We start from the raw sequence: 25,461 nt of genomic DNA on the forward strand, positions 1-25,461 counted from the left end.
TTATTTTGTTTGCATATCCTTACTATTGGATTTAAAAAATCTTTCTAAAAAGGCTGTCTCTTTTGGTCCTAAATTAAATCTCATACCAACTTCTTGTAATAGTTGGGATAAATTTTTACCTTCTTGAAGAGACTCATCTATCCATTTAATTGCCTGCTCTAATTTTTTATTATCCATAATTGTACTCATTCTATCCCCCTCTTTTATCTTGCAACTTTGACTTACTTAGCTTAAGAGAATTCAGGTCAAAAACACCAAATTATTAACTCTTAAAAAATTCAAAAGGAGGTTAGTCAGTGAAACGCTTATTGGCAAGCTTTTTATTTTCTGTGCTTTTTTTATCATTAATTTCAACTAGCTATGCTAAAGACAACTCATGGGAAAGAGTAAAATCTAAAGGAATCCTAGTTATTGGTCTAGACGATGCCTTCCCACCTATGGGCTTTAGAAAAGCAGATGGAACTTTAACTGGTTTTGATATTGAGGCTGCCGAGACTTTAGGTAAACGTCTTGGAATTAAAATAAAATGGCAACCAACTGCTTGGGATGGAGTTATCCATTCTCTTTATGCTAAAAAATTTGATTGTATCTGGAATGGAATGACCATAACCCCTGAACGAGCTAAAAAAGTTAATTTTACCAAACCATACATTATGGATGGTCAAGTAGTAGTGGTGCGTTTTAATGAAAATAAAATAAAAACTTTTAAAGATTTAAAGAGTGCTATTATCGGAGTTCAAAAAGGATCTTCTGCTGTTGAAGCTGTAAAAAAACTTCCTGTATCCCCTCAAGAGATAAGAGAATATGATTCTAATCCAAAAGCGTTTTTAGATTTAGAAGCAGGACGACTTGATGCTATGGTAGTAGATAACGTGGCAGGAAGATATTATATATCTGTTAGACCAGGAAAATATAAAATTTTACCAGGATTTATTACCAAAGAACCTTTTGGCGTTGCTTTTAGAAAAGAAGATAAAGAACTTTTAAAAGTAATCCAATCTGAAATAGATAAAATGGTAGCAGATGGCACAATGGCAAAAATTTCTGTTAAATGGTTTGGAGAAGACATAACTAATCCTAAAAAATGGTAATGAATACAAAAAAAATAAATACCAAATTAAAGAACAGGGTCTTTAAGACCCTGTTCTTTTGTTTTCTGTTTTCAATATGCTTTAACCACCAACAGGTATTGGCTAATTTATACAAGCAAGGAGAACAAGCACTAACACTAGGTAATCTACAAAAAGCAGAAAATATACTCCATCAAATTCCCCCTTTTATTCAAAATAAAAAAAACCCTGACTTTTTAAAGGCAAGATTATTACTTGCTCGTCTTTACTATAATCAACAAAATTATAAACTAGCAAAAAAAGAATGCCTATCTATATTAAGATACTTTCCTAAAAACAAAGAAGCAAATCAATTATTAAAAACCATAGATGAACTAAGCACTCCGGTCATTATAAATTTCTTTAGAGATACATATAAATATTTACCAGCCCTTTTAAAGGGGACTTTAATGACCTTAATTTTAGTATTATTTACTATGCTTGTTTCTCCATTTGGAGGTCTTATTATTGCTTTAGGTAGAATAAGTAAGTTTTATCCTTTAAATATAACTTGCTGGTTTATTATCTGGCTTTTTAGAGGAACACCTTTATTATTACAACTTTTCTTTATTTATTATGGTCTTCCAGCTTTAGGTATAACCCTAAAACCATTAACTGCAGCCTTTTGGGGGCTAGGTTTAAATTACTCAGCTTATCTTGCAGAAATAATAAGAGCAGGAATCCAAAGCATTGATGCTGGACAAATGGAAGCAGCCAAGGCTTTAGGTATGACATACTCTCAAGCAATGAGAAGAATAATTATTCCTCAAACTTACAAACGCATCATGCCTCCTATAGGAAACGAATTTATAGCCTTAATAAAAGATACTGCTTTAGTCTCCACTATTGCTATGGTAGAATTGATGCGTTCAGCAGACCAGTTATTTAATACCTATTTTGATGTAAAAATATTGATTTTAGCTGGTATTATTTACCTCCTTTTAACAACAATATTTACACTTACATTTGAAAAAATAGAAAGAAAAGTTGGAGCATATGAAAAAAGATAAAATCCCTTTAATTGAATTGAAAAATATATATAAAAAGTTTGGTGATATTGTAGCCATTAACAATGTTAATTTAAAATTATATAAAGGAGAGAAATTGGCTATTATTGGGCCTTCTGGTTCAGGCAAGTCAACTCTATTACGAACAATAAATTTTTTAGAACAAATAGATAAGGGACAAATTTTCTTTGAAGGAAAAGAAGTTGGTTATATCTATAAAAAAGGTAAACGTATTCTTGATAAACCTAAAAAAATATGTGCTCTTAGGGCAGAAATAGGAATGGTCTTCCAACATTTTCATTTATTTCCCCATATGACAGTTCTAGAAAATGTAATGGAAGGACCCAAAACTGTACGCAAAAAAACAAAAGAAGAAGCTAAAGCCATAGCCTTGGATATGCTTGCCAAAATGGGACTTTTAGATAAAAAAAATGTTTACCCTGCTTGTCTTTCAGGTGGTCAAAAGCAAAGAGTAGCAATTGCAAGAGCTTTAGCAATGAAACCCAAATTAATGCTTTTTGATGAGCCTACTTCTGCCTTAGACCCAGAATTAGTGGGAGAAGTATTTGAAGCTATTAAAAAGTTAGCGCAAGAAGGAATGACAATGATCATTGTTACTCATCAAATGGGATTTGCAAGGGAAATGGCTGACAGAGTAATTTTCATGGAAAATGGATCTTTCTTAGTAGAAGCAAAGAGTAAAGAATTTTTTTCTTCTAAAGCATCAAACAGCAGAATTAAAACCTTTTTGCAAAAAATATTGGATTAATACATGTTGTACTTAAAAGCTGTTATCCTAGGTATTATAGAAGGTTTGACTGAATTTTTACCTATCTCTTCTACCGGGCATCTGATTATTGCTGGTCACTTTCTTGACTTTAACGGAGCAAAAGCTGAGACATTCGACATTGTTATTCAACTGGGTGCTATTTTAGCGGTTATATTTTTATATAAAAATACCTTTATTGATTTGTTTTTTCCTAATTTTTCCCAAGAAAAAAAACAAAAAAAATTTAAAGGATTGTATGGAATATGGTTACTATTTTTAACTACTTTACCTGGAGGAATTCTAGGATTACTTAGTCATCATTATATAAAAAAATACTTATTTTCACCCTATACTGTTGCTTGGGCATTAGGAGTGGGAGCTTTATTCATCTTAACTGTAGAACACTTTTGTCCTAAACATAAGATAGTTGACTTAAATCAAATAACTTCTAAAAATGCCTTTTTGGTAGGATGCTTCCAATGTCTTGCTCTATGGCCAGGATTTTCCAGATCTGCAGCAACTATCTTAGGAGGCATGCTTTTAGGAATGCAAAGAAAATTGGCTGCTAAATATTCTTTTTTAGCAGCTGTTCCAATTATGTTTGCAGCAACATTTTACGATTTATTAAAAAATTATTCTTTATTTTCTATTAATGATTTTATTATCCTAGGAATAGGATTTATAACATCTTTTATATCTGCCTGGTATGCAATTAAAGGATTTATATACCTATTGGAAAAAATAACTTTAAAACCGTTTGCTTACTATAGATTAATTGTAGCAACCCTTATTTTATTATTTATCACTTAAAAATAGGATGTCATTATGCCAAAAAAAAGAATTATTTTAACAGAAAAAGAAATCGAGAAAATCATTGAACGACTGGCCTATGAAATCTTAGAAAAAACAAAAGATAATTCTAAATTAGCTTTAATTGGAATCCAAAAAAGGGGAATCGATATCGCAACTAAATTAAAAACAATATTAGACTCTAAAACATCTTTAAATATTCCTATAGGAAGCTTGGACATTAACCTCTATAGAGATGATTGGACTACTTTAAATAATACTCCTTTTGTAAATGCGTCTTATATTCCCTTTAATATAGAAAATAAAGAAATAATTTTAGTCGATGATGTTATATTTACGGGAAGAACAATCAGAGCAGCTTTAGAAGCTATTCTAGATTTTGGACGTCCTAATAAAATAAAACTAGCTGTCTTAATCGATCGAGGCCATAGAGACTTACCAATCCATCCAGATTTTATAGGTAAAAAAATTAACACATCCCTAAAAGAAAAGGTCCATGTGTTAACCTTACCTCAAGATGGAAAAGAACAAGTTCTTTTAGAAGAAGAGGTATAATCAATTTATGTGGTTACATTGGAGTTATGAGCTAGGGCTTGCATTTATATATGGAGGCCTAATCGGTTTTGAACGAGAATACCATGGGGAGCCAGCAGGCCTTAGAACTAATATCTTAGTATGTATTGGTGCATGTTTATTAATGAATCTTTCTCTTTATCTTCCAGAAGTATACCATAATTTTACTGTTTCTTCAGTAATCAGAATGGACCCCGCACGTATTGCTTCTTATACTATAGCTAGTATAGGTTTTTTAGGCGGAGGAGCAATAATAAAAGGCAAAAACGTGATTAAAGGATTAACTACTGCTGCTGGATTATGGCTAGTTACTGCTATTGGTTTAAGTTTAGGAGCAGGTTTTTATTTCCCTGCCACTCTTACCACAATTCTTAGCCTTTTTGTTCTTTATTATCTGCGTCAAATAAGAAGACATATCCCCAAACAATATTCTGCCTTACTAGTAATAGAATGTACTTGTAATTATGAAAGTTTAGAATATATTAAAGAAATACTCTCTGCTTACCCTTTTAAAGTCAAATTTATTAACTTTTCTTATAAAAAAGGAGAAAATAGAATGATCTATAAGATATATATTACATCTCATCAAAAAATCGAACCTAAGAATTTATTAGACGAGTTAACAATTATACCTAGTATTGATTATGTCAATTGGACAGAAGGGGGAAATATTCGTTAATTTTCCCCCTTCTGGTATAATTTTTATAAAAGGCTTTTTTCTTTTAAAACAGCAATCAATTTTTCTTTATTTTGAGGCTGCATCTCTACTAAAGGCAAACGAACCTCCATCTCAATCCTTCCCATTAAAGCAAGCGCAGTTTTTACTGGAATGGGATTTGTTTCTATAAACATAGCTCTGCATAAAGTTAATAATTCTATCTGAATATCACTAGCTTTTTCTAAATTACCTTTAAAAAATTCTTCACACAGCTGATGTGTCAGCTTGGGCACAATATTAGAAACTACCGAAATAACTCCTTTACCACCTAAAGATAATAGAGGCAAAATAGTAAAGTCATCTCCAGAAAGTACAGTAAAATTTTTACCGCACGATTCAATAATCTCAGCTACCTGCCTTAGATTACCAGAAGCTTCTTTTATTCCTATAATTTCTTTTACTTCTGTAAAAAGCCTTTTGGCAACTGCTGGAGTAATATTTAAACCTGTCCTAGATGGAACATTATACACTACCATAGGAATAGAAACTTCTTTAGCTATTTCTTTATAATGAGCAATCAATCCATCTGGAGTAGGTTTATTATAATAAGGTGTAATTAAAAGAGCAGCGTCTGCCCCTGCATCTTTAGCAAACTTAGTTAATTCAATTGCCTCACGAGTAGAATTAGATCCAGCCCCTGCAATAACTGGGACTCTACCCTTAACCTGCTCTACACATATCTTAATTACTCTTTTATGTTCCTCATGACTAAGGGTAGCAGATTCTCCTGTTGTACCACAGGGAACAAGACCATCTATTCCTTGTTCAATTTGCCATTCTATATGCTTTCTATAACTGTCTTCATCAATTTCTCCTGCTTTAAAAGGAGTGATTAAAGCAGTGATTGCACCTTTTATTTCCATCTTCACCTCCTAAATATTCTCCAATATTTTTTTATTTAAAAAACCTTTATACACTAATATAGTTTTTCCTTGAAGAAAAATTCTTTCACCTTGAAGAAAAATTTTTAATTTTTCACCTCCACTAGTAACCACATTTACTTCTCTATTTAAAAGTCCTAAAGCAAATCCAACATATACACTTGCTGCTGCTCCTGTTCCACAGGCATAGGTTTCATTTTCTACACCTCTTTCATATGTTCTAAGCAAAATAAAATCTTTTTTTACAATCTGTACAAAATTTACATTAGAACCACTAGGACTAAAATAATCATGAAAACGAATTCTTCTTCCTATTTTATTTACATCAATCTCTTTTATATTCTCTGTAAAAAACACAACATGAGGAACACCTGTATTTACATAATGAATATTAAAATCATTTTCATCTATAAAAATTTTAACATCCAATTTTAAATCTTTTGGCTCAGTCAGTTCTACTTTTACTTCATTTTCTTTTACTATCTCTGCATGAATAACTCCAGCTTCTGTTAAAAAAGCCTGTTCCTTACCCGCAAGACCTAAATAATTAGCTAACCAAGCAGCACATCTAGCCCCATTCCCACACATTTCAGCTTTAGTTCCATCAGCATTATAAAAATGCCATTTAAAATCTATCTCACCATTTCTAACCTCTTCTAAAAAAATTAACCCATCTGCTCCCACTCCAAAACACCTTTGACATAATTTTTTTGCCCAAGCTGACATTTGAGATATATTTACAGGCACACTATTTAAATCAAATAAAATAAAATCATTGCCGCTTCCTTGCATTTTATAAAAAACTAAATCCATTATTATCTCATCCTTTTAACAATATCTTTTATCATCTGATCATCCTTAATATCATCACCTAATCCAAAAACTTTCCAATAAATATTTTTTTTATAAATCCATTTTTTAGTTTTTAAAAAAGAAATATAATCTTTTATATCGACATAATTTACTGCCTTGCCTTTAGAATATGGTCTTACCCATAATGTACTCTGATTATTAACTAATTCTCCAGAAAATCCAGGGCCATCTCCACTTCCAAATAGTATTTCTATTTCTTTAACATTATTTAATAGTTCTTTTTCCATATAATACCCTAATGCAGATATTACAATTATAGGAAGGTTTTTATACTTATATTTTATTTTATGATAAAAAGATGATAATTTTTTAGAAAATATCTTTATATTTTTCTTTTTAATAGTTGGCAAAACAATTATTACAATTTTTTTCTTTAAAAGAAAAAAATTTATATTTTCATCTAAATGAAACCAGTTTTTAGGAAAATCAATAGAATACTTTTTAAAGATATTAAATTCTTCTTCATTTACAACACCTATGTCATATCCTGATAATAAATAAACTTTTTTTAAATCTTGAAAAAACTGTTTATTTTCCAATGCTTTATTGCATAAAAACTCATCAGGACCAAAAATAAAAAAAGTATTCTCTTTTCTTCTAAAATCAAAAAAACTTTTTCTCCTGGCTAAACCTCCAAGAGTTTTTCCCCCTCAAGCAGGACAAGGCTCTATCTTACATTTAGTATTTGCAACATAATATATTTCTGTGCCACTAAATGCTTTAAACGGCCATGAGAAAAAAACTAAAATAAAAAATATAAAAATACTTCTTTTCATCTTCTTATCAAACATTACTTAACATTCAATTATTAACTATTAACAAAATCCTTTAAATTTTTACCAACTTTAAAAAATGGAAGCTTTTTAGGTCTTACCTCTACCTTTTCTCCTGTCTTAGGATTTCTTCCAACATAGCCTTTATACTCTTTAATTTTAAAACTCCCAAACCCCCTAATCTCCACTCTTTTTCCAGCAAGCAATGCCTCTCTCATAGAGTCAAAAAAAGTATTTACAAAGTCACTTGCTTCTTCAGGAGTTAGATTCTTATCTTCTGCCAATTGCTTTATTAAATCACTCTTATTCATCCTTTATAGCCTCCTTTTTTTGCTTTCATATCCTCTTCATTACCTTCAATCAAGTACCTTACTTTTTAAAATTATCTATTAAATTTAATCCCTTTTTAACTAATGTTGTTTTTTCTGTAAAATTTATAAGCTTTTTAGCTATATTTATCAAATCTAAACAAGCCTTTGAAGTAGGATATAACTTAAATAAAGGTTTCTGTTGCCTTACTGCCTCTGAAAGATTTTTATCCTCTCGTACATATCCCAAATACATTAACTCTATCCCTAAAAATTTTTGGCACGCAACATTTAACCTTTCAAAACTTTTTTTAGCTTCTTGTTGATTTTCCACCATATTAACCAAAATAAAAAAATTAGATTGATTATAATGATTTTTTAATATTTTAATTAAAGCATAACTATCAGTCAGAGAGGTCGGTTCTGGCGTAATAATAACAATCCTTAAAGACGTTGATAGAGCAAAAGATAAAATTCCATTACTAATACCAGCGCCTAAATCCAATAATATAAAATCATATTTAGATAGGATAGTATCTAATTTTTTAGCTAGTAAAAATTGAATATCACTTTCATATTCTAATAAATCTAAAACACCAGAAGCTGCTGGAATAAAATCTAGTCCTGTTTTATCTAAACTTAAAATGATTTCTTCGGGCTTTATATCTTCACTTAACAAATCTTTTAGATTTTTTTTAGGAGTTACTCCCAATAAAATATCTAAATTTGCTAATCCTAAGTCACAATCAATAACAATGACTTGATTAGCAAGACTATGTAAAATATAAGCAAGATTTAAAGTAATATTTGTTTTTCCAACTCCTCCTTTTCCACTCACAATTGATAAACTAATATTTTTTCTTTTCATAATCCTTAACTCTTAAATAAAATATTTTTCTCAGCCTCATTTACTAAAGTAGCACTATCTTTTTCTTCTTCAGAATAAAAAGATATATAAAATCTATTTTTACCATTTCTTTTAGCTTTATATAAATTAGCATCTGCTATCTCAAATAATTTACTTGACTCTACTTTCCCATATCCTGAATATACTACTCCACCTGCAGAAATTGTTATTTTAATATCAAATTTTTCTACCTTAAATCTAAACTTTTCTACCTCTTTTAAAATTCTTTCTGCTATGCCATAAATATGCCTAATACTAGTTCCTCTAAAAATAACAGCAAACTCCTCTCCTCCTATTCTACATGCAAAATCATTTCCTCTAATTTGATTTTTTATAATCTGAGCAACTCCTTTTAAAACTATATCCCCAACTTGATGTCCATATGTATCATTTACACTTTTAAAATTATCTATATCAAATATTAACAAAGATAAAGGGATTTTAAACTTTCTAGCATCTTGTATCTCTCTAACAAAAGTCTCTTCAAAAAATCTTTTATTATATAAAGAGGTAAGAAAATCCATATTTTTATATTTATTCAAATATGAAAACAATTCGAATAAGTGTAAAGATAGACTAAATTTATCTTTTTTAATTGGTAGTAAAAACCACTTATTATCTTTATCTACCTCACAAATTACCTTTTTTATCTTATCAACATAATTAGAATGAAAAAATGTAAATAAAATATAAGCTAAATTTTTATCTAATTTATCTTTTTTTACTAAAAGCTCTAACTTTTTTAATTCATTTAACAAATCTTGTTTATTTAATTCAGTTGTTACCATTGTCTCTAGTTCCTGAATTTAAAAATATTAAATATTCTTTAATAAAAATATCGATATTACCATCTAAAACATCTTCTACATTACTCGTTTCATAGCCAGTCCTATGATCCTTTACTAAGCGATATGGATGTAAAGTATAAGTTCGAATTTGATGACCAAAAGAAATTTGCGTTTTTGCCTCATAACTTTCCTGTTTTTTCTCTTGCCTTTTAGCAAGTTCCATTTGAAGTAGCTTGGCTTTTAAAATTTTTAAAGCTATTTCTTTATTTTGAAACTGAGATCGCTCATTTTGAGATTGAACTACTAACCCTGTAGGTTTATGAATAATTCTTATCGCCGAGCTTGTTTTATTAACATGCTGTCCACCAGGACCACCAGCTCTAAAAGCTTCTATTTCTAAATCTTCTTCTTTAATTTCTATTTTAATATCTTCCCTTTCGTAAGGATATACATCTACTGAAGCAAAAGATGTATGACGTCTCTTAGAAGCATCAAAAGGAGAAATTCTTATTAAACGATGTGTTCCCTTTTCACCTTTTAAGAACCCATAGCTATAAGTTCCTTTTACATGCAAGGTTACACTTTTTATTCCAGCCTCTTCTCCTCCTATATAATCTAAATATTCTATTTTAAAAGAATGTCTTTCCGCCCACCTAGTATACATTCTAAGCAACATTTCAGCCCAATCTTGAGCTTCTATGCCACCTGCTCCTGGATGAATCTCGAGTATAGCTTCTGCGTCATCTCCCTCACCACTCAATAATAGCTCCATTTCTAATATCTCTAAGCTCTCCTTTAAAAATCTTAAAGTTTTTTCAGCTTCTTGCAAACATTCTGATTCTCCTTCTTCTACTAGAGCTAGCCATACTAACAAATCTTCCTTTTTAGAATAAAGATTTTTTATCTTTTCCAATATATTTTCTAATTCTCTTTTCCGTTGCAAAAGAGGAGTTACTTTTTCATGATTTGACCATAAAGAAGCATCACTTAATTTTTTCTCTATTTCTGCTAATTCTTTTTCTTTAACTTTTAAGTCAAAGACGCCTCCATAATTCATCTAGTTTATTTATAGTATCTATACTTGATATTTTCAATTCATTCAAATCTAACATCCTTTACACCACCTAGAAAAAAATTTTTAAAAAAAATATAATTAATATAATAAAGGGAAATGAATAAATGTAATAAAAATATTTATTAAAAAAACTCTTTTCTTTTATTGTATAAACAATAAAATCAAGATACCCCTTTTTAAAAAGATCTATTTTTTTTAAAACAACACCTTTATTAGAAATAATAGCTGTTATGCCACTATTTGTACATCTCAATATATATCTTTGCTGTTCTATAGCCCTTAATGTAGTTAAAAAAAGATGTTGATAAGGAGCAGAGGTATCTCCAAACCAGGCATCATTAGAGATATTAATTAAAATTTCAGATCCTTTATTTACTCTATCTTCTACTAAATGCGAAAAAATTGCTTCATAACAAATAAGTACTCCAAGAGCAAGATTATTCATTTTAAGAGGATCAGTTAAAAGACCAGGCGAAAAATCTCCCACACCAGTATAAAAAAATCTAAACACAGAGTATAAGAAATTAAATGGCAAATATTCACCAAATGGCACTAATTTTTGCTTATCATATATTCCTATAATATCACCTTTATCGTTCAAAAGATATGCTCTATTAAAAAGTAAATATTTTTTTACTGATATAAATTTATAACCAGGAGATCCAAATAAAAGATATACTTTATTATCTCTAACGAACTTTCTAATTATATTAGAAAGTTTACTTCTCTCTTGAAAGTAAAAGGGCATACATGTCTCAGGCCAAATAACTAAATCTAATTTTTTATTTTTATAAACATTTTTTAAAGATAAGTTAATATAAGTATGAACGGTATTTTCTTGATATTCTTTATCCCATTTATGTTCTTGATCAATATTTCCCTGAACTAACCTAACTTTTAATTTAGAAATAGTCTGAGGAACAGAAAGTAAACTAAAAATATTTAATAAAATTAAAATCATAAAGATAGAAAAGGAGACGAAAACATATTTTCTATTGATTAGAAAAAATGTTATTAACACCACAAAAAAAGAAAATCCTTTTGCTCCTATAAACTTTAAACATTGTAAAAAAAAAGGATATGGAGAAAAAATCAAAGCTAAATCTGGCCAGGGAAAGCCTGATAAAAAATATTCTCTAATAATTTCTAACGACATCCAAAGACCCGCGGCAAAAATCCCAAGCCATAAGAAAGAAAGATATCTTCGCATTAAACGTATTAAAATATAGTATACCCAAATATAAATAGACAAATAAAAACCCATTAATATAGGAAAACACCATGAAAGATAAAAGGGAATATTACCATATTTATAACATGGATAATAAATCCAATAAAAAACAACAGCATAACCAAAACTTGCATAAATATAAACGAATTTAGAATAATTTCTTTTTTCTATAGCCAATACATGTAAAGATCCTAATAATAAAAACAAAAAAGGAGGAAAACAAAAATATGGATTAGGATAAGAAAAAAAACAGCAAAAAGATATTAAAACTAAATAAAAAACACTCTTCACAAACAAAATTTTACCTATCAGAAGTATATACTTTTACCCAATGAACATGTTTCAAATCAGCATCTTCTATAACTATTTTAAAATTATCACCCTCTAATATTTCTCCCTTCTGAGGGACATGTCCCATTTTCTCACATAAATATCCACTTAAAGTGTCTACCTGTTCGGAATGTAAATTTATTTTTAACTTTTCATTAAATTCTTCTAAATCTACTCGTCCTGAAACTAAATAAACTCCATTACCCTGTGAGATGATTTCCTCTGGTCTTGGCAAATCATATTCGTCTTCTATTTCGCCAACAATTTCTTCTAAAATATCTTCCATTGTAACTAGGCCAGCAGTTCCTCCATATTCATCTAACACAATTGCCATATGCATCTTTTTTGATTTTAGCTCCAATAATAAATCCCTTACTCTTTTTGTTTCAGGAACAAAATAGGGTTTTCTAATTATCTCGCTTAATCTTATATTTTCTTTGTCTAGATAGTAAATTTTCAACAAATCTTTTGCATGGATAATTCCAACAATCTGATCCTTAGTTTCTTTAAAAACAGGAATTCTAGAGTGACCACATTCAATTACAGTCTTTACCACTTCATCAATGTTCTGATCAATCTCTGCACAAACCATATCAGTCCTAGGAACAATAATTTCATCTACACGTAAATGAGCTAACTTTAATACATTTAAAAGCATTTGATATTCATCATACTTTAATAATCCTCTTTCTTTAGCCTCTTTAAGTAACTCTTTTAATGAAGAATTATCTTTTGACGAAAAAAAATTTTTAATCCAATCCCAAAATTTAATTTCGCCTGAATCTTCCAATTTATTCCCCCTTTTATACTGTTCCTTTCTGGCGATATATTTCCAAATATTTTTCAAAAAGCCAATTACCCAAACTTTCGCATCCCTGTTCCAAAGGAATTTCTTTCCATTCTATTTGAGTAGAATTAGCTTTTACTTTACCTTCTGCCACAAACTGAAAACCAAAAAAATAAAACTCTTGATCATCAGCTAAATAAACGTTTTTTAATTTACATATAAAATAAAAAAACATATTAGTATTGGTATATGTTGGATTTAGATGTAGATACAAAAATATATATTCATTATCTCTTTTAAATTTAACAACATCAGATACAATCTTCTTTTTTATACCTAGCTTAATTCCACCTCCAGATATATCCTTAAGAAATATATTTCTTTTTCTCTCATCGTATAAACCTAAAGGTTCTCCCCACTCTGAAATATCTTTTGAAAATCCAGCATATTTATCTAAAAAAGCAGGCCACAATTTAATACTTTTTATATACTTAGAAGGTATTTCTATTCTTAAAAATCTTCTTTTTTGTCCTAAATATAATTTTTCAGGAAGCTTTAATTTAATAATATATGAACCTTTATTTACATAATAATCAACAACAATAGATTTAAAATTATAAAAAATAGCATTTAATTTGCCTGAACCTATCTTAAAAAAACAAGATAAATTTTTTTTAAACCAAACTTTGCTTATTTTTAAATAAGAAGGCATTTCTAAATATATAAATTCATCATCATAATCAACCAATGTAGCATACACCATGGAATCAGACCGTCCAATACTAATATCAAACCTACTACGCTGGATCAAAGCAAAATCAAAAATATTTTTGATTGTCTCTTTATCAGAAATAGAACCAAATTCGTTAGAATCATCTCTAGATTCTTTCCATTTAACATATAGATGTATTAAAAATAGTATTGGGAAAAAAAGAATGCAAGATATTACAAAGTAGTAAAGGAAGTTGATAAAATCACTATTTAATCCACTACCCTCAAAAGATCGTTTGATTTGATTTAAAATATAACTATTTGAAATAATATAAATCATCATTAAAATCACAATTTTCTAAAGAAGACTTTAACACCTCCAAGTGTTTGTCTGCCTCCTTAGAAGAAAAAAATCTTTTTTTCAATTTCCAATCTTCCACTAAAAACAATGTCCATCCATACTTTTTATCAATATTAAAAGCCAATGTTAAAAACTTCTTTTTCCATTTTATAGGTGCACATTCTACAACTTTACGTGAATATACAGATATATAAATAGGATTTTTCTCTTTATTAATTTTTAACCATAAACTATGATATTTTTTTTGTTCCACCATTCGTTTATATATTAAGTCTTTTGAAGATGAAATAAAATTGGATAACTTTTTACCTAAATAATATTCACTACACTTATAAAATCTAATCCTTTCTTCCCCGATATATTGGTATAATCGATATAAATAATAAAAATTAAGACCTATCATCTCAACTTTATCATGAGTTGCAAAAATTAAATTTGATTTATTAAAATAAATTTTAGCATCACAAAATTTGCCTTCTAAAAAAGAATTCAAAAATTTTATCCTATAAGAATAAGCAGAATCAACTAAAGAACTTTGAACAAAAGGGCTTTCTTTTTTAACACTAATAGAACAACTAAATAAACAGACCAATAAAAAAGCAAATATAATTACAAATTTAAAATTTTTCATGGTTTTGGCATCTCAATATTTTTTATAATTTCCTTATTTGTTTTAAATGGCCATTTATCTTGAAGTCCACTTAAGATATCATTGCTTTTCTTTAAAGTATATTCAGCTTCTATCTTAAGACGATAAATATCTTTTGTAGCTTTTTTTAATTCCAGAGTTATATCTTTAGTATTATCAATAATAGGTTGTAATTCTTTACGAATAGTTTTTAAATCTTTTACAAAAGATTTAACTTCTTTACTAATTTTAAAAAATTCTTTTTCTATGGGCCTAACATCTTCTATTGCAAGTGTAGCATTCTTTAAAAAAGTATTCATAGTAATAACTAATTCATCAGAATGTGATAACAAAGAGTCAAATTTTTTCACAGGCCGATTGTCTTGAGTTAAATAGTATAAAAAACCTTTATTTTTTAATATATTATCTGTAATTTTTTCAAAATTAACAATAGTTCGTTGAATACTAGATTTTTTATCTAAAAAATCATCTGTAATTTTTCTCATATTAGCAACTATTTTCTTCATATCTTCAATAACAGGTTGAGCTTCCATAAGCAACTCGTTTATTCCTCCAACTTTTGTTAAGGTTAAAGTATATCCAGATGGCAAAATAGGACTTTTATCACTACCTGGAATAACTTTAAGATATGGATTCCCAATAATTCCTTCCTGATCCAAAATAATTCTTGTATCTTTTCTAAACCATTTTCTATATTTTTCAAGAATACTAATTTTAATTTTTATATAATCTACTTTATCCAAATATAACTTTTCTACTTGTCCAATTTTAAATCCTGAGAGTTTTACAGGAATCCCTCTTTCTATATTTTCCCCTGACTTACTTATAATATAATAATTAACTCTTTTAGCAAAAATATCCTTTTTTATTCCTATATAAATCAAAAAAAATACTAAAAATAAAATAAACCAAAATAAAACAAATCCTACCTTATACTCAAATTCTTTAAACTTTTTATCCCAAAACATAATAAATTACCTATTACAAAATTATTTTCTTAAACTCAACATCATTAAATACAACTTCTTCACTTTCCTTAACTAAAACCCAAAGATAATGCCGAGATTTTAAGGTATGAATAAAATTTTTAACAAAGTCAAACTCTTCTCTTGTTGGATATTCTAAAAAAATAATTTTAGAATCTACGCTAAGGGCCCGTAAAAGCATACTTTTAAATAATTCAACTCCAGTTAATTTTTCCTTTCTCTTCCACAAAATATCCTCTAATTGTAATTTATCTATAAAAGTCTTAAATTTCTTATAACAGGACTTTAAAGATATATTATTTTTATACATCAATGGTAAAAAAATATTTTCCAGCATCTCTAAGTTAGATAAAAATGGAACTTTTTTACTAATAATACCTATATCAGCTGGATGAATAGAAAAAAATTCAAACAAATATCTTTCTAGATTTTTATTTTTCAAAATAATAATTAAGTCTTCGTCTTCTTTTTTTAAAATATTAGTTAAATTTTTCATATCAAATCAAATAAAATAGTATTTCAATTAAAATTATCGCAGTAACAATACTCATCATACCATTAATTAAATTAATAGGGACCTCTGTAATGGAATTAGTAACCGATATCCCTTTTTGAATAGATATCAATGAAAGAATTAAACCAAAAATTGATGACTTTAAGACAGTAATAAATAAATCCTTAAATCCTAAAAAATTTGTTATTTGATAAATATAATTTTCATAATTAATTTCATGTAAAAAACCCAAGGTCAAATATCCACCTATCAAAGAAATAATTATAAAATAAAAATTTAACATTACCGAGCTAATAAAAAAAGCTAAAATTCTTGGTAAAAACAAATATTCTACTATTGGAATATCAAAAAAAACCAAAGTATCTATTTCATTATACAGCTTCATAACAGATAACTCTGAAATAACTGCTGTAGAAGACCTTACTAAAATAATAATAGAAACAATTAATGGGCTAATTTCATAAAATATAACTTTAACTATAAATTCTCCTATCCTATCATAACTATTTAAACTAATTAAAAGTTCTAAAATATAATTAACAATAATACTACCTAATAATAAAGCTGACACTAAAATAGGGAAAAAACTTTGTACTGCTGTGAAATATAATTGTCTAATAAATACTCTAAAAATAGCCCTATTAAATATTTTAAAACTAAAAAGAGATGGAAGAACAGATAAAAATATATTTAATGACTGAATATAAGTAGTAAATCTGTCAGTAAAAACCTTTCCTAAAAAATATATTATTCTATGAAACATTTTGATTAAATAAAGTTACATTTTTTCAAATAAATTTCTAAACATTGGATAGCGGCTGGAGTGATACCAGAAATTCTACTTGCCTGTCCCAAGTTAAACGGTTTTATCTTTTCCAATTTTTCTACAATTTCTTTAGAAAGTCCAGGTACTTTTTTATAATCTATATCTGGAGGCAATTTAATATTTTCTAAATTTTTAAAAGCAGCTACTAATTCTTCTTGTCTTTGTAAGTATCCTTCATATTTTATCATTATCTCAACTTCTTCTTTTACTTCCGAAGAAAACTCTGCGATTTGCTCACAAAAAATTTTTAAAGAATCAATAGTTATCTGAGGCTGTTTTAAAATATCAGCAAGTTTCACCTTTTTTTTCGGTAAAGCTGCCTTTATATCTTTCAATTTAACAATTGTATTTTTATCTGGCTTTATCTCATATTCAATTAAAACTTTTTTTAATTTACTAATCTGGTCCATTTTTTTGGAAAATTGTTCCCATTTCGTATCATCTATTAAACCTAATTTTCTACCTATAGGAGTTAATCTTTGATCAGCATTATCTTCTCTTAAAAGCAGTCTATATTCAGCTCTTGAAGTAAACATCCTATACGGTTCTTCAGTGCCTTTTGTAACCAAATCGTCAACTAAAACTGCCATATATGCTTCATTTCTAGCTAAAATAAAATTTTTTTCTCCTCTAACTTTACAAAATACATTCAAAGCAGCCCAAAGCCCCTGAGCTGCTGCTTCTTCATAACCAGAGGTACCATTAATTTGACCAGCACAAAACAATCCTGAAATATGTTTGGATTCTAATGTAGGTTTTAATTGAGTGGGGAAAATAAAATCATATTCTATTCCATAGCCTGGTCTAACAATTACAGCGTGCTCCAAGCCTGGAATAGTTTTCAACATCTTTTTTTGAATATCTAAAGGCAAGCTTGTAGGAATCCCATTAGGATAAACCTCGGGGCTGTCCAAACCCTCTGGTTCTACAAAAATTTGATGGCGTTCTTTATCAGGAAACCGCACTATTTTATCTTCTATAGAAGGACAATATCTTGCCCCTATCCCTTTTATTATTCCTTGAAAAAGAGGAGAACGATCAAATCCTTCTTTTATTACTTCATGGGTTTGTTCATTAGTGTAGGTAATATAACAAGGCAATTGAGGCAAAAACTTACATTTATAATAAAAGCTAAAGGGTTTAATATCCTTATCACCTTCTTGAATTTCTAATTTACTAAAATCTATACTATCTTTTAATAACCTAGGAACTGTACCTGTTTTTAATCTTCCTAACTTTAAACCTAATTTTTTTAAACTTAAAGAAAGCCCCTTACTGGCAGGATCACCAAATCTTCCTCCAGAATAATTATTAAGTCCTATATGAATTAATCCTTGAAGAAAAGTTCCTGTAGTTAAAAGTACATTTTTCGCTAGAATAACTTCATCAATTAAAGTCCTTACCCCACAAATTTTATTATCTTTTGTTAAAAGCTCTTCAACACAACCTTCTCGCACCCACAAATTTTTCTGAGCAAAAATATCCCTTTGAACAACATTCAGATAAACTTTACGATCAATTTGAGCTCTTGTGGAGCGAACAGCAGGCCCCTTTCTAGTATTTAACACTCTAAATTGAATAGCTGATTCATCTGCCCACTTTCCCATAACCCCACCCAAGGCATCGATTTCCTTTACCATATGCCCCTTTGCCAACCCTCCAATAGCAGGATTACAAGAAAGATGACCTATTCTATCTATATTAATCGTAAGAAGAAGAGTTTTTAATCCAAGACGACTTGCAGCCATAGCAGCTTCACAACCTGCATGGCCAGCTCCTACCACAATAAGATCATATATTTCTGGCGGATTCTCTTTTAAACAAGACATGTAAAGGATTATTGAACAATTTTAGTCAAAAAGCAAGTTGAACATCACTTTAGCGTCATTAAGAGTATTGTTAATAGAAGAGCATTCATTTGGCTGATGGGCAAACCCCATCAAAGAAGACCAGACTGCTGTGGGATAACCTTTACGTCTTAGAATAGCAGCTACAGTTCCACCACCTATACCCATTACTTTTGCTTCTTTTTCCAAAACAACTTTAATAGCATTTTTTAATTTTGTAACTATTTGACTATCCTCTGAAGTAGGTGGAGCTGCTTGTTCTTTCATTACTACTTCATATTTAATAGTAACACCATATTTTTTTTCTATTTTTAAACCAATGGATTTAATATGCTCAAAAATATCTTCTAAATCATATTGAGGCAACACCCTGGCATCTAAATAAAACACATCTCTACCAGGAATAGTATTAATGTTTTCTACATTTGCCTCTTTTTTAGTAGGATTAAAAGTAGAAACAGGTGGAGAAAATAAGGTATCCTTTAAATTAAAAATATCACCTAAATTTGAAAGTTCTATAATAAACTCAGAAGCAGCAATTAAAGAATTAATTCCTAGCTGAGGCATTGAGGCATGACACTGCTTACCTAATACCTCTATTTTTAACCAAAACATGCTTTTTTCAGAAATCTCAATCTCAACACCTTGAGGAGATCCGTGATCTGGGACTAAATACAAATCATCTTTAGCAAACAAATGACTATGATTATCTACTAAAAATTTAAGCCCATAATTACTTCCAGTCTCCTCATCAGAAACAAATATTAGCCCAAGAGATAAATCAGGAACTATTTTTTGGTCTATTAAAGCCTTTAAACTTAAAAGCGACGATACAATAGCCTGCTGATTATCTTCTACGCCCCTTCCATAAATCAAATCATCTTCTACTTTTAATTTATACGGATCACTTTTCCATAAGGCAAGATCACCTTCTGGGACTACATCTAAATGAGAAATAATCCATAAAGTAGTTTTCTTTTTTCCTTTATATCGAACTACCAAGTTAGGGCGAAATCCAATCTCTACCCTATTATCTGGGGCATTATAAAAAGTCGGCTCAAGATCCAACTTTTTTAAATAATCAGCCAAAAAATTAGCCTTCTCATATTCTCCTTGTCCGCCATTTTCAGGACCTAAGGCAACTCTTTTAACCAATTCTTTTTGAAGAAAAATTACTTCATTTCTATAAGAGTTAATTATCTTGTCCATTGTTACAATCTTAAAACATTAAAGGCTAGAACCTTTAAGATTCTAGCCTAAAATTAACATTAAAATCAATTAATAAAAAAATCTATCTCCCTCTAGCTGCTCTCTTAGAAGCTTTTAAAGGATTAACTTTAACCTTTCCTTCATTATCTACAACAGCCTTTACATGAGTAGCAAAATTGCAAGCCTTATGAGCCCATTTTATAGCAGGCTCAGGATAACTTAAGCAATACTTTTCACCATTAAACTCTTTAATTCTTTCACATCCTTCACATTGTTCTACTACAGGATAACAACGCCCGCCCTTATAAGAACATCCATTTTCCGTCATAAAAGCACACTCATATCCTGGCCTAATAGTAGTACATTTCATTAGCAATTCCTCCCTAATAAAAAAGAAAGTTTATCCGCAAGATGTACAAGAACTGCAGCCTCCAGAAGCATCCATCGGAAGCTTAGAGCGAACAATAAAACCCATCTCGTTTAAATCCACAGTGATCGGAGCTGCACTATCAAATAAACTTTCTTCTACCAAAAAGGTAAATCCATCTACATCAAAGACCTTATCATTTTCTCTTTGCTCATCCAGAGCAAGTGCCAAACGTGGCCCACCTCAGCCAGCAGCCATATAAACCCTTATAGGTGACTTTTCTTGTTCTGCAAAATAACGTTCCAATTGGGTCTTTGCCCTTTCTGTCAAACTAAACATACCAAAACCTCCCAAAAAATTAAGGTCTAACTATCTAAGCCCTGTTTTTACTTTTGTCAATTTTTTAATATTAAAACTTAAATTCAAAATTCCTCAAAATAATTACTTGAAATAAAACAAAAAAGTGATAAAATTATTTTCTATGAAATATAAGTCGCTACTTTTTTTTCTTGTGATATTATTATTTCTCTTTAACTCTATAGCTATTCCCCAATATATTCCGCGTCTTTTTTTTAAAAAGAAAATATCTTTTAAAAATGAATATATTGAATATAAAGTTAAAAAAGGAGAGTGGCTATATAAAATTTTAAGAAGCTATAATATTCCTGAGAATCAGCTTCCTTTGGTTGTTAAAATAATTAAAAAATTAAATCCTCATATCAAAGACCTATCTAATCTAGAAGCTAATCAAATTTTGCGAATTCCTAAAATTTATACTAAATACAAAACACTAAATTATCTAAAAAAATATAAATACAAACCAAAAACTTATAGAGTAAGAAAAGGAGATAATGTTGTTAAAATACTAAGAAATATATCAGGAGTACCTACTAAATTAATTTTTAATGAATACCTAACAATTTTTAGGTTACTTAATCCTACTGTAGATGTAAACAATATCCAAACAGGTACTAAAGTAAAAGTACCTATACCACTACACCCTGTCAAAAATTTTTATCCAGGCGCACTAAAACCAATAAAAACACAAAAAAACAACAAATTCTTAACCAAAAAAAGAAATAGATCAAAAAATAAAATACATTCCCCTAAAAAAACATTTACAAATTCAATAGATCCTAAAAAAACTTTAATCACTATTCTTCAGAATCTGGGATTTGGAGTAGCGCCTGGCTTAAAAGCCTATTTTCCTCAAGCAGACGGTAGTTGGTTAGAGATTGATTTAACTAAAAATATTCTTCTTACTCTAACCTCGCATAAAAAAGTTCTCTTAAGTTTAGAAGATTACTTCCAAGAAGGTTTAAAATATCCTTTTAAAGTCATTAAAGTATCTTCATGGAATCCAAGTGAAATACTTTTACAATTAAACAAAAATTATCCTTCGTTAGTAAAACTGTGGCCTAAAAACCAAACTTTTATTTTTAACAATACCAATTTTTCAACAGAGATAAAAGCAGACTTTGTAGTTAAAATAAAAAACAAAATCTTTACCATTATATTTTTAGATAAAAAGGCCTCTACAGATAATATGAATATTGTATATAGCTTTCTAAAAAATATAGGAGTAAATGTTCTATATCTAAAGAATGATGATATAAAACAAACTATAGAAAAAATAAAATGTAAACTAATTAATCCAAAACTAATTTATGTTCCAACTATAGTGGAAAAAGATATATTAAAGTTTATTAAAAAGAAATATATTCCTAAACAAAAACATAAAAATATATTGAGTTATCTTAGAAAAAATAAAATTATCGTAAAGAAAAGAATTGGATTTTATATTTTTAGAGATAAAGATAAATTTATCAAACTATATTCTTATCTTATAGTAATAAGAGATAAATTCTCATCTAAAAATAAATCAATTTATATATATAGAGGAAATAATCCTTATATTTCAACTTTATTACATTTAAATGGATATAAAGTATATATCTTACAATAAATATAATTTATGAACTCTTACTTATATAAAATTTATGGCTTTTTTGAAGATGATTCTAATATAATAGATAAAATACAACATACTTTAAGTAATTTAAATATTTTTGAAGTTGAAAAATCTCAGGATACAAGAATTGACTTTTTTTATTGGGGAAATTGTTTTGTCGATTTAGATTCATTAATAGAAGATTTAAAAAAATATTTTACTCCACATACCTATGGTCAGATAGACTTCATTGACTTTGATGAATGGAAAATGAAAAGAATCGAAATAAAAAAAGGAAATGTGTTAGCTAAACCCATACCTTTAAATAAAAGCTGGGATCCTTATACTCTATCCTAGTAAAATCAACTTTGAGCCGCAATCCAATTAAGAGCTTCTTGAAGATTTAATGTTTTTTCATAAATAGCTCTGCCTGTTATAACGCCTTCTAGACCTAATTTAGTAAATGGATAAAGTTTTTTTATATCATCTAAATTCGAAACTCCTCCTGCTATTAACACAGGCATATTAGAAAGTTTCAGAACTTCTTCTAAAGCTTGTAAATTAACACCTTTCTGCATCCCATCTCTAGAGATATCCGTATAAACAATAAAACCTGTTTTTATCTTATTTAACCAAGGGATTACATCATAAATAGTTTTATTAATGTCTTCTACCCATCCTTTAATTTTTAAATATCCATTTTTGGCATCAAGAGAAACTCCTATTTTTTGTTTAAAACTTTCTACTAATTTTTCAAATAAATGAGGAGATTGTAAAGCCATGGTGCCAATAATTAAACGCTCAACCCCTGCTTCTAAATAATATTTAGCCACAGTTAAAGATCTTATACCTCCACCTAATTGGACAGGGATACTTACTTTAGTACAAATTTTTTCTATTAATTTTAAATTCTTAGGCTCTCCTTCAAACGCTCCGTCTAAATCTATAACATGTAACCACTTAGCTCCCTGATTCTGCCAAAAAACTGCAGCCTCTACAGGATCTTCAAAATAAGTGGTCTGCTTATCTGCCTCTCCCTGTTTTAACCTAACACACTTGCCACCTTTTATATCAATTGCTGGAAAAATTATCATAAACCTATTTCTCCTAACCCTACTTTAAGGCCCTCTAAAAACAATTCTTTAGCTGTTATCCATTTGCCTTTTCTAGCAAAAAACTTACCTAAGCTTAACAAGTTCTCACTTAAAGAAACTTGAGCTTCGTCAAAATGGAATCTATAAACTAATTTCTTTTTTTTAATATCAAATAAAAATAAATCAAAAACAACGTGAGCAGGCCTTTTTACTCCATATTCTCCACCTTCTCTCTTTTGATATTTATAGATATAGGGAATAAGCAAAAAATCAGTCGGGACACATTGCCCTACTTTAATCCAATACTGAAAAATTGATTTTTTCTTAGAAAATTTTATTAGTTCAATACACTGTTTGGTAATTTCTGCTCTTATAAATTTAACTTTTCTTTTTTCTAATGTTTGAAAAATTAATAAATCAAGTTCTTTTAATACATTTGTATTGATATTCTTATCTGATTCTATATATCCAGCTAACATATCCCAACCATAACGAGGATGAAAACACGGAGCTACAGCTAAAACAACTTTTTCTTCTTTTGGAAAAGAAAAATAGGTATTCTTACTTGCACAAGAAAATAAAAAAAGAAATAAAACAAAAACAACTTTTTTCAATCTAACACACCCTTTGTGCTATTTTGAATAGAATACTTTACTTGTAAAGCATGTTGCAAAGCCAATCCTAAAGCTTTAAAACTTGCCTCTAAAAGATGATGACCATTTGTTCCATATTTCCAAAGCATATGTAAATTAAATTTGCCACTAAAACTCAAACTTTTAAAAAATTCTCTAAAAACGTCTTTTTCTTCACCAAATACTATTGAGGGAATATTTTCATATCCCTTGGCTACAAAATAAGGACGTCCGGAGATATCTACAACAACTTCTACTAAAGCCTCATCCATTGGAACTTTAACATCTGCAATTCTGACAATACCTATTCTTTCTCCCCATCCTTTACATAAAGCCTGTCCAAGACAAATTCCAATATCTTCAATAGTATGATGAGAATCTACCTCTAAATCACCTCGTGCTTTTAACTCCAAATCAAACTTAGCCCAGAAAGTTAATAACTCTAACATATGGTTTAAATATCCCAATTGGGTATCAATAGTCGCTTTTCCACTTCCATCAATGTTTAAAAAAAGTTCTATGCTTGTTTCTTTTGTCTCTCTTTTAATTTTTGCACTTCTCATCATTTCTTCTTCCTTAATATAACTTCTTTAAGCAGAGCTTTTTTGTTTATGGGGCTCTTTTTTGCCAAAAAAGTACGCTATCCAAACTCCTATCTCATATAATAATACAAGTGGTCCAGCCATTAAAACCTGAGTTACCACATCTGGAGGTGTTAAAATGGCAGAAACTACAAAAGCAATTAATATAGCATATTTTCTCTTTTTTCTAAGTCCTTTACTGGTAACCATACCTAATCTAGCTAAAAAGAAAATAAAAAGAGGAAGCTCAAAAATAACACCAAAAGCAAATAAAAGTTTAATACAAAAACTTAAATACTCTCGTAAGGTTGGCATAGGACGAATAAGTTCTGTAGCAAATCCCATAAAGAATTGAAATCCAAAAGGAAAAACAACAAAGTATCCGAACATAGCACCTACAATAAAAAACACTCCTGAAAAAAAAGCAATTGGTAAAAGATACTTTTTTTCACTCTCATATAAACCAGGAGAAATAAATTTCCATAATTGATAAAAAATATAAGGAGAAACAGCAAAAACGCCTGCTACTAAAGAAACTTTCAAATAAGTAAAAAAAGCCTCTGGCAAAGAAGTAAAAATAAGAGTACTTTTTGGAGGTAAAACCTTCACCAAAGGCTGCATGAGATAATTAAAAATTTGTTTAGAAAATCCATATGAACCTATAAAACCAATAACAATAGCAATAATACATCTAACCAATCTCTGTCTCAGCTCTTCTAAATGTTCAGTAAGAGTCATCTCATGAGCTGAATGGTTATTTTCAGCTTTATCTTTTTCTGAAGTTTCTGTTTTTA

The 25,461-nt window shown here is 29.0% G+C and carries 31 protein-coding genes; 8 read left to right on the forward strand and 23 right to left on the reverse strand.

What is annotated here, in order from left to right:
- Entirely contained in the window at window positions 1-189 is a 189-nt protein-coding gene (locus tag BLP60_RS01480) for a hypothetical protein (protein ID WP_092062285.1), read from the reverse strand.
- A gap of 107 nt (window positions 190-296) precedes the next feature.
- Here BLP60_RS01480 and BLP60_RS01485 point away from each other — a divergent pair, with 107 nt between their 5' ends.
- The 6 genes from BLP60_RS01485 to BLP60_RS01510 all read left to right on the forward strand — a co-directional run bounded on the left by BLP60_RS01485 (window position 297) and on the right by BLP60_RS01510 (window position 4,947).
- On the forward strand, window positions 297-1,091 hold the full coding sequence (locus BLP60_RS01485; protein ID WP_092062288.1) for an amino acid ABC transporter substrate-binding protein: 795 nt from the start codon (window positions 297-299) through the stop codon (window positions 1,089-1,091).
- Between the two features lie 98 nt (window positions 1,092-1,189).
- A complete protein-coding gene (locus BLP60_RS01490; protein ID WP_234970922.1) occupies window positions 1,190-2,119 on the forward strand; it encodes an amino acid ABC transporter permease in 930 nt (309 codons plus the stop codon).
- Entirely contained in the window at window positions 2,106-2,885 is a 780-nt protein-coding gene (locus BLP60_RS01495; RefSeq protein WP_092062295.1) for an amino acid ABC transporter ATP-binding protein, read from the forward strand. Before BLP60_RS01490 ends, BLP60_RS01495 begins: the two co-directional genes overlap by 14 nt.
- Before the next feature lie 3 nt (window positions 2,886-2,888).
- Window positions 2,889-3,695, forward strand: coding sequence for an undecaprenyl-diphosphate phosphatase (locus BLP60_RS01500; protein WP_092062298.1), 807 nt, complete (start codon window positions 2,889-2,891; stop codon window positions 3,693-3,695).
- Window positions 3,696-3,710: 15 nt separating this feature from the next.
- On the forward strand, window positions 3,711-4,250 hold the full coding sequence (gene pyrR / locus BLP60_RS01505; RefSeq protein ID WP_092062301.1) for a bifunctional pyr operon transcriptional regulator/uracil phosphoribosyltransferase PyrR: 540 nt from the start codon (window positions 3,711-3,713) through the stop codon (window positions 4,248-4,250).
- A 7-nt stretch (window positions 4,251-4,257) separates the two neighbouring features.
- Window positions 4,258-4,947, forward strand: coding sequence for an MgtC/SapB family protein (locus tag BLP60_RS01510; RefSeq protein WP_092062304.1), 690 nt, complete (start codon window positions 4,258-4,260; stop codon window positions 4,945-4,947).
- A 23-nt stretch (window positions 4,948-4,970) separates the two neighbouring features.
- Here the strand turns inward: BLP60_RS01510 and dapA are convergent, their stop codons facing one another.
- From dapA to BLP60_RS10675, 18 genes are all read right to left on the reverse strand, one after another.
- A complete protein-coding gene (gene dapA / locus BLP60_RS01515; RefSeq protein ID WP_092062307.1) occupies window positions 4,971-5,849 on the reverse strand; it encodes a 4-hydroxy-tetrahydrodipicolinate synthase in 879 nt (292 codons plus the stop codon).
- A 9-nt stretch (window positions 5,850-5,858) separates the two neighbouring features.
- Window positions 5,859-6,680 (reverse strand): diaminopimelate epimerase, encoded by an 822-nt coding sequence (gene dapF / locus BLP60_RS01520; protein ID WP_092062310.1) that lies wholly within the window; start codon window positions 6,678-6,680, stop codon window positions 5,859-5,861.
- Window positions 6,681-6,682: 2 nt separating this feature from the next.
- Window positions 6,683-7,531, reverse strand: coding sequence for a UshA-like (seleno)protein family 2 (locus tag BLP60_RS01525; protein WP_420705150.1), 849 nt, complete (start codon window positions 7,529-7,531; stop codon window positions 6,683-6,685).
- 17 nt (window positions 7,532-7,548) lie between these two features.
- Window positions 7,549-7,824 (reverse strand): HU family DNA-binding protein, encoded by a 276-nt coding sequence (locus BLP60_RS01530; protein ID WP_092062316.1) that lies wholly within the window; start codon window positions 7,822-7,824, stop codon window positions 7,549-7,551.
- A gap of 58 nt (window positions 7,825-7,882) precedes the next feature.
- Complete coding sequence (locus BLP60_RS01535) at window positions 7,883-8,689, reverse strand: MinD/ParA family protein (RefSeq protein ID WP_092062319.1); 807 nt, start codon at window positions 8,687-8,689, stop codon at window positions 7,883-7,885.
- Between the two features lie 5 nt (window positions 8,690-8,694).
- Complete coding sequence (locus BLP60_RS01540) at window positions 8,695-9,516, reverse strand: GGDEF domain-containing protein (protein WP_092062322.1); 822 nt, start codon at window positions 9,514-9,516, stop codon at window positions 8,695-8,697.
- Window positions 9,503-10,628 (reverse strand): peptide chain release factor 2 gene (gene prfB / locus BLP60_RS01545; protein WP_200779092.1). Its coding sequence is split into 2 segments (ribosomal slippage): window positions 9,503-10,552 and window positions 10,554-10,628, totalling 1,125 coding nucleotides; the frame shifts between segments, so codons are not numbered across the junction. The genes BLP60_RS01540 and prfB overlap by 14 nt, the downstream gene beginning before the upstream one ends.
- 12 nt (window positions 10,629-10,640) lie before the next feature.
- Complete coding sequence (lnt, locus tag BLP60_RS01550; RefSeq protein WP_289626248.1) at window positions 10,641-12,113, reverse strand: apolipoprotein N-acyltransferase; 1,473 nt, start codon at window positions 12,111-12,113, stop codon at window positions 10,641-10,643.
- Between the two features lie 10 nt (window positions 12,114-12,123).
- Window positions 12,124-12,942: a hemolysin family protein gene (locus tag BLP60_RS01555; protein WP_092062331.1), complete on the reverse strand. Its 819-nt coding sequence runs from the start codon at window positions 12,940-12,942 to the stop codon at window positions 12,124-12,126.
- Window positions 12,943-12,955: 13 nt separating this feature from the next.
- Entirely contained in the window at window positions 12,956-13,993 is a 1,038-nt protein-coding gene (locus BLP60_RS01560) for a PilZ domain-containing protein (protein ID WP_092062334.1), read from the reverse strand.
- The gene (locus BLP60_RS01565; RefSeq protein ID WP_092062337.1) at window positions 13,968-14,642 is read right to left on the reverse strand and encodes a hypothetical protein; all 675 of its coding nucleotides are present in this window, start codon (window positions 14,640-14,642) and stop codon (window positions 13,968-13,970) included. Before BLP60_RS01565 ends, BLP60_RS01560 begins: the two co-directional genes overlap by 26 nt.
- On the reverse strand, window positions 14,639-15,628 hold the full coding sequence (locus BLP60_RS01570; RefSeq protein ID WP_092062340.1) for an MlaD family protein: 990 nt from the start codon (window positions 15,626-15,628) through the stop codon (window positions 14,639-14,641). Before BLP60_RS01570 ends, BLP60_RS01565 begins: the two co-directional genes overlap by 4 nt.
- 13 nt (window positions 15,629-15,641) lie before the next feature.
- Window positions 15,642-16,142 carry a P-loop NTPase family protein gene (locus tag BLP60_RS01575; protein ID WP_092062343.1) on the reverse strand — a complete coding sequence of 167 codons (501 nt, stop codon included), beginning with the start codon at window positions 16,140-16,142 and terminating at the stop codon, window positions 15,642-15,644.
- A gap of 1 nt (window position 16,143) precedes the next feature.
- Window positions 16,144-16,923 (reverse strand): ABC transporter permease, encoded by a 780-nt coding sequence (locus tag BLP60_RS01580; protein WP_092062346.1) that lies wholly within the window; start codon window positions 16,921-16,923, stop codon window positions 16,144-16,146.
- A gap of 5 nt (window positions 16,924-16,928) precedes the next feature.
- Window positions 16,929-18,815 (reverse strand): tRNA uridine-5-carboxymethylaminomethyl(34) synthesis enzyme MnmG, encoded by a 1,887-nt coding sequence (mnmG, locus tag BLP60_RS01585; RefSeq protein ID WP_092062349.1) that lies wholly within the window; start codon window positions 18,813-18,815, stop codon window positions 16,929-16,931.
- A gap of 21 nt (window positions 18,816-18,836) precedes the next feature.
- On the reverse strand, window positions 18,837-20,042 hold the full coding sequence (locus BLP60_RS01590) for a M20 family metallo-hydrolase (protein ID WP_092062352.1): 1,206 nt from the start codon (window positions 20,040-20,042) through the stop codon (window positions 18,837-18,839).
- Window positions 20,043-20,124: 82 nt separating this feature from the next.
- Complete coding sequence (locus tag BLP60_RS01595) at window positions 20,125-20,412, reverse strand: PxxKW family cysteine-rich protein (protein ID WP_092062355.1); 288 nt, start codon at window positions 20,410-20,412, stop codon at window positions 20,125-20,127.
- A 30-nt stretch (window positions 20,413-20,442) separates the two neighbouring features.
- On the reverse strand, window positions 20,443-20,748 hold the full coding sequence (locus tag BLP60_RS10675) for an IscA/HesB family protein (RefSeq protein WP_092062358.1): 306 nt from the start codon (window positions 20,746-20,748) through the stop codon (window positions 20,443-20,445).
- A gap of 142 nt (window positions 20,749-20,890) precedes the next feature.
- Between BLP60_RS10675 and BLP60_RS01605 the strand changes: the two genes are divergently transcribed.
- Entirely contained in the window at window positions 20,891-22,375 is a 1,485-nt protein-coding gene (locus tag BLP60_RS01605; protein ID WP_092062361.1) for a LysM peptidoglycan-binding domain-containing protein, read from the forward strand.
- A 9-nt stretch (window positions 22,376-22,384) separates the two neighbouring features.
- Window positions 22,385-22,717: a hypothetical protein gene (locus BLP60_RS01610; protein ID WP_092062364.1), complete on the forward strand. Its 333-nt coding sequence runs from the start codon at window positions 22,385-22,387 to the stop codon at window positions 22,715-22,717.
- Between the two features lie 5 nt (window positions 22,718-22,722).
- On the opposite strand, the gene hisA is transcribed toward BLP60_RS01610, so the two are convergent.
- Genes hisA through tatC form a run of 4 tightly spaced genes read right to left on the reverse strand, consistent with a single transcriptional unit; the run spans window position 22,723 to window position 25,405 of the window.
- Window positions 22,723-23,454 (reverse strand): 1-(5-phosphoribosyl)-5-[(5-phosphoribosylamino)methylideneamino]imidazole-4-carboxamide isomerase, encoded by a 732-nt coding sequence (gene hisA / locus BLP60_RS01615; RefSeq protein WP_092062367.1) that lies wholly within the window; start codon window positions 23,452-23,454, stop codon window positions 22,723-22,725.
- Entirely contained in the window at window positions 23,451-24,068 is a 618-nt protein-coding gene (locus BLP60_RS01620) for a hypothetical protein (protein ID WP_092062369.1), read from the reverse strand. The genes hisA and BLP60_RS01620 overlap by 4 nt, the downstream gene beginning before the upstream one ends.
- Entirely contained in the window at window positions 24,065-24,649 is a 585-nt protein-coding gene (gene hisB / locus BLP60_RS01625; protein WP_092062851.1) for an imidazoleglycerol-phosphate dehydratase HisB, read from the reverse strand. Before hisB ends, BLP60_RS01620 begins: the two co-directional genes overlap by 4 nt.
- A gap of 27 nt (window positions 24,650-24,676) precedes the next feature.
- Window positions 24,677-25,405, reverse strand: a complete 729-nt coding sequence (gene tatC, locus BLP60_RS01630) for a twin-arginine translocase subunit TatC (RefSeq protein ID WP_092062854.1) — start codon at window positions 25,403-25,405, stop codon at window positions 24,677-24,679.
- Between the last annotated feature and the right edge of the window lie 56 nt (window positions 25,406-25,461).

The organism is Desulfonauticus submarinus, assembly GCF_900104045.1.
Taxonomy (GTDB): domain Bacteria; phylum Desulfobacterota; class Desulfovibrionia; order Desulfovibrionales; family Desulfonatronovibrionaceae; genus Desulfonauticus; species Desulfonauticus submarinus.

Coding starts and splice junctions, on each gene's coding strand:
- BLP60_RS01510 (WP_092062304.1), top strand. CDS start 4,258: ATGTGGTTACATTGGAGTTATGAGCTAGGGCTTGCATTTATATATGGA.
- mnmG (WP_092062349.1), bottom strand. CDS start 18,815: ATGTCTTGTTTAAAAGAGAATCCGCCAGAAATATATGATCTTATTGTG.
- BLP60_RS01535 (WP_092062319.1), bottom strand. CDS start 8,689: ATGAAAAGAAAAAATATTAGTTTATCAATTGTGAGTGGAAAAGGAGGA.
- BLP60_RS01530 (WP_092062316.1), bottom strand. CDS start 7,824: ATGAATAAGAGTGATTTAATAAAGCAATTGGCAGAAGATAAGAATCTA.
- BLP60_RS01590 (WP_092062352.1), bottom strand. CDS start 20,042: ATGGACAAGATAATTAACTCTTATAGAAATGAAGTAATTTTTCTTCAA.
- BLP60_RS01565 (WP_092062337.1), bottom strand. CDS start 14,642: ATGAAAAATTTTAAATTTGTAATTATATTTGCTTTTTTATTGGTCTGT.
- BLP60_RS01580 (WP_092062346.1), bottom strand. CDS start 16,923: ATGTTTCATAGAATAATATATTTTTTAGGAAAGGTTTTTACTGACAGA.
- tatC (WP_092062854.1), bottom strand. CDS start 25,405: ATGACTCTTACTGAACATTTAGAAGAGCTGAGACAGAGATTGGTTAGA.
- hisB (WP_092062851.1), bottom strand. CDS start 24,649: ATGAGAAGTGCAAAAATTAAAAGAGAGACAAAAGAAACAAGCATAGAA.
- BLP60_RS01595 (WP_092062355.1), bottom strand. CDS start 20,412: ATGAAATGTACTACTATTAGGCCAGGATATGAGTGTGCTTTTATGACG.
- BLP60_RS01575 (WP_092062343.1), bottom strand. CDS start 16,142: ATGAAAAATTTAACTAATATTTTAAAAAAAGAAGACGAAGACTTAATT.
- BLP60_RS01560 (WP_092062334.1), bottom strand. CDS start 13,993: ATGATGATTTATATTATTTCAAATAGTTATATTTTAAATCAAATCAAA.
- hisA (WP_092062367.1), bottom strand. CDS start 23,454: ATGATAATTTTTCCAGCAATTGATATAAAAGGTGGCAAGTGTGTTAGG.
- BLP60_RS01495 (WP_092062295.1), top strand. CDS start 2,106: ATGAAAAAAGATAAAATCCCTTTAATTGAATTGAAAAATATATATAAA.
- dapF (WP_092062310.1), bottom strand. CDS start 6,680: ATGGATTTAGTTTTTTATAAAATGCAAGGAAGCGGCAATGATTTTATT.
- BLP60_RS01570 (WP_092062340.1), bottom strand. CDS start 15,628: ATGTTTTGGGATAAAAAGTTTAAAGAATTTGAGTATAAGGTAGGATTT.
- BLP60_RS01610 (WP_092062364.1), top strand. CDS start 22,385: ATGAACTCTTACTTATATAAAATTTATGGCTTTTTTGAAGATGATTCT.
- BLP60_RS01480 (WP_092062285.1), bottom strand. CDS start 189: ATGAGTACAATTATGGATAATAAAAAATTAGAGCAGGCAATTAAATGG.
- BLP60_RS01500 (WP_092062298.1), top strand. CDS start 2,889: ATGTTGTACTTAAAAGCTGTTATCCTAGGTATTATAGAAGGTTTGACT.
- BLP60_RS01540 (WP_092062322.1), bottom strand. CDS start 9,516: ATGGTAACAACTGAATTAAATAAACAAGATTTGTTAAATGAATTAAAA.
- BLP60_RS01605 (WP_092062361.1), top strand. CDS start 20,891: ATGAAATATAAGTCGCTACTTTTTTTTCTTGTGATATTATTATTTCTC.
- dapA (WP_092062307.1), bottom strand. CDS start 5,849: ATGGAAATAAAAGGTGCAATCACTGCTTTAATCACTCCTTTTAAAGCA.
- pyrR (WP_092062301.1), top strand. CDS start 3,711: ATGCCAAAAAAAAGAATTATTTTAACAGAAAAAGAAATCGAGAAAATC.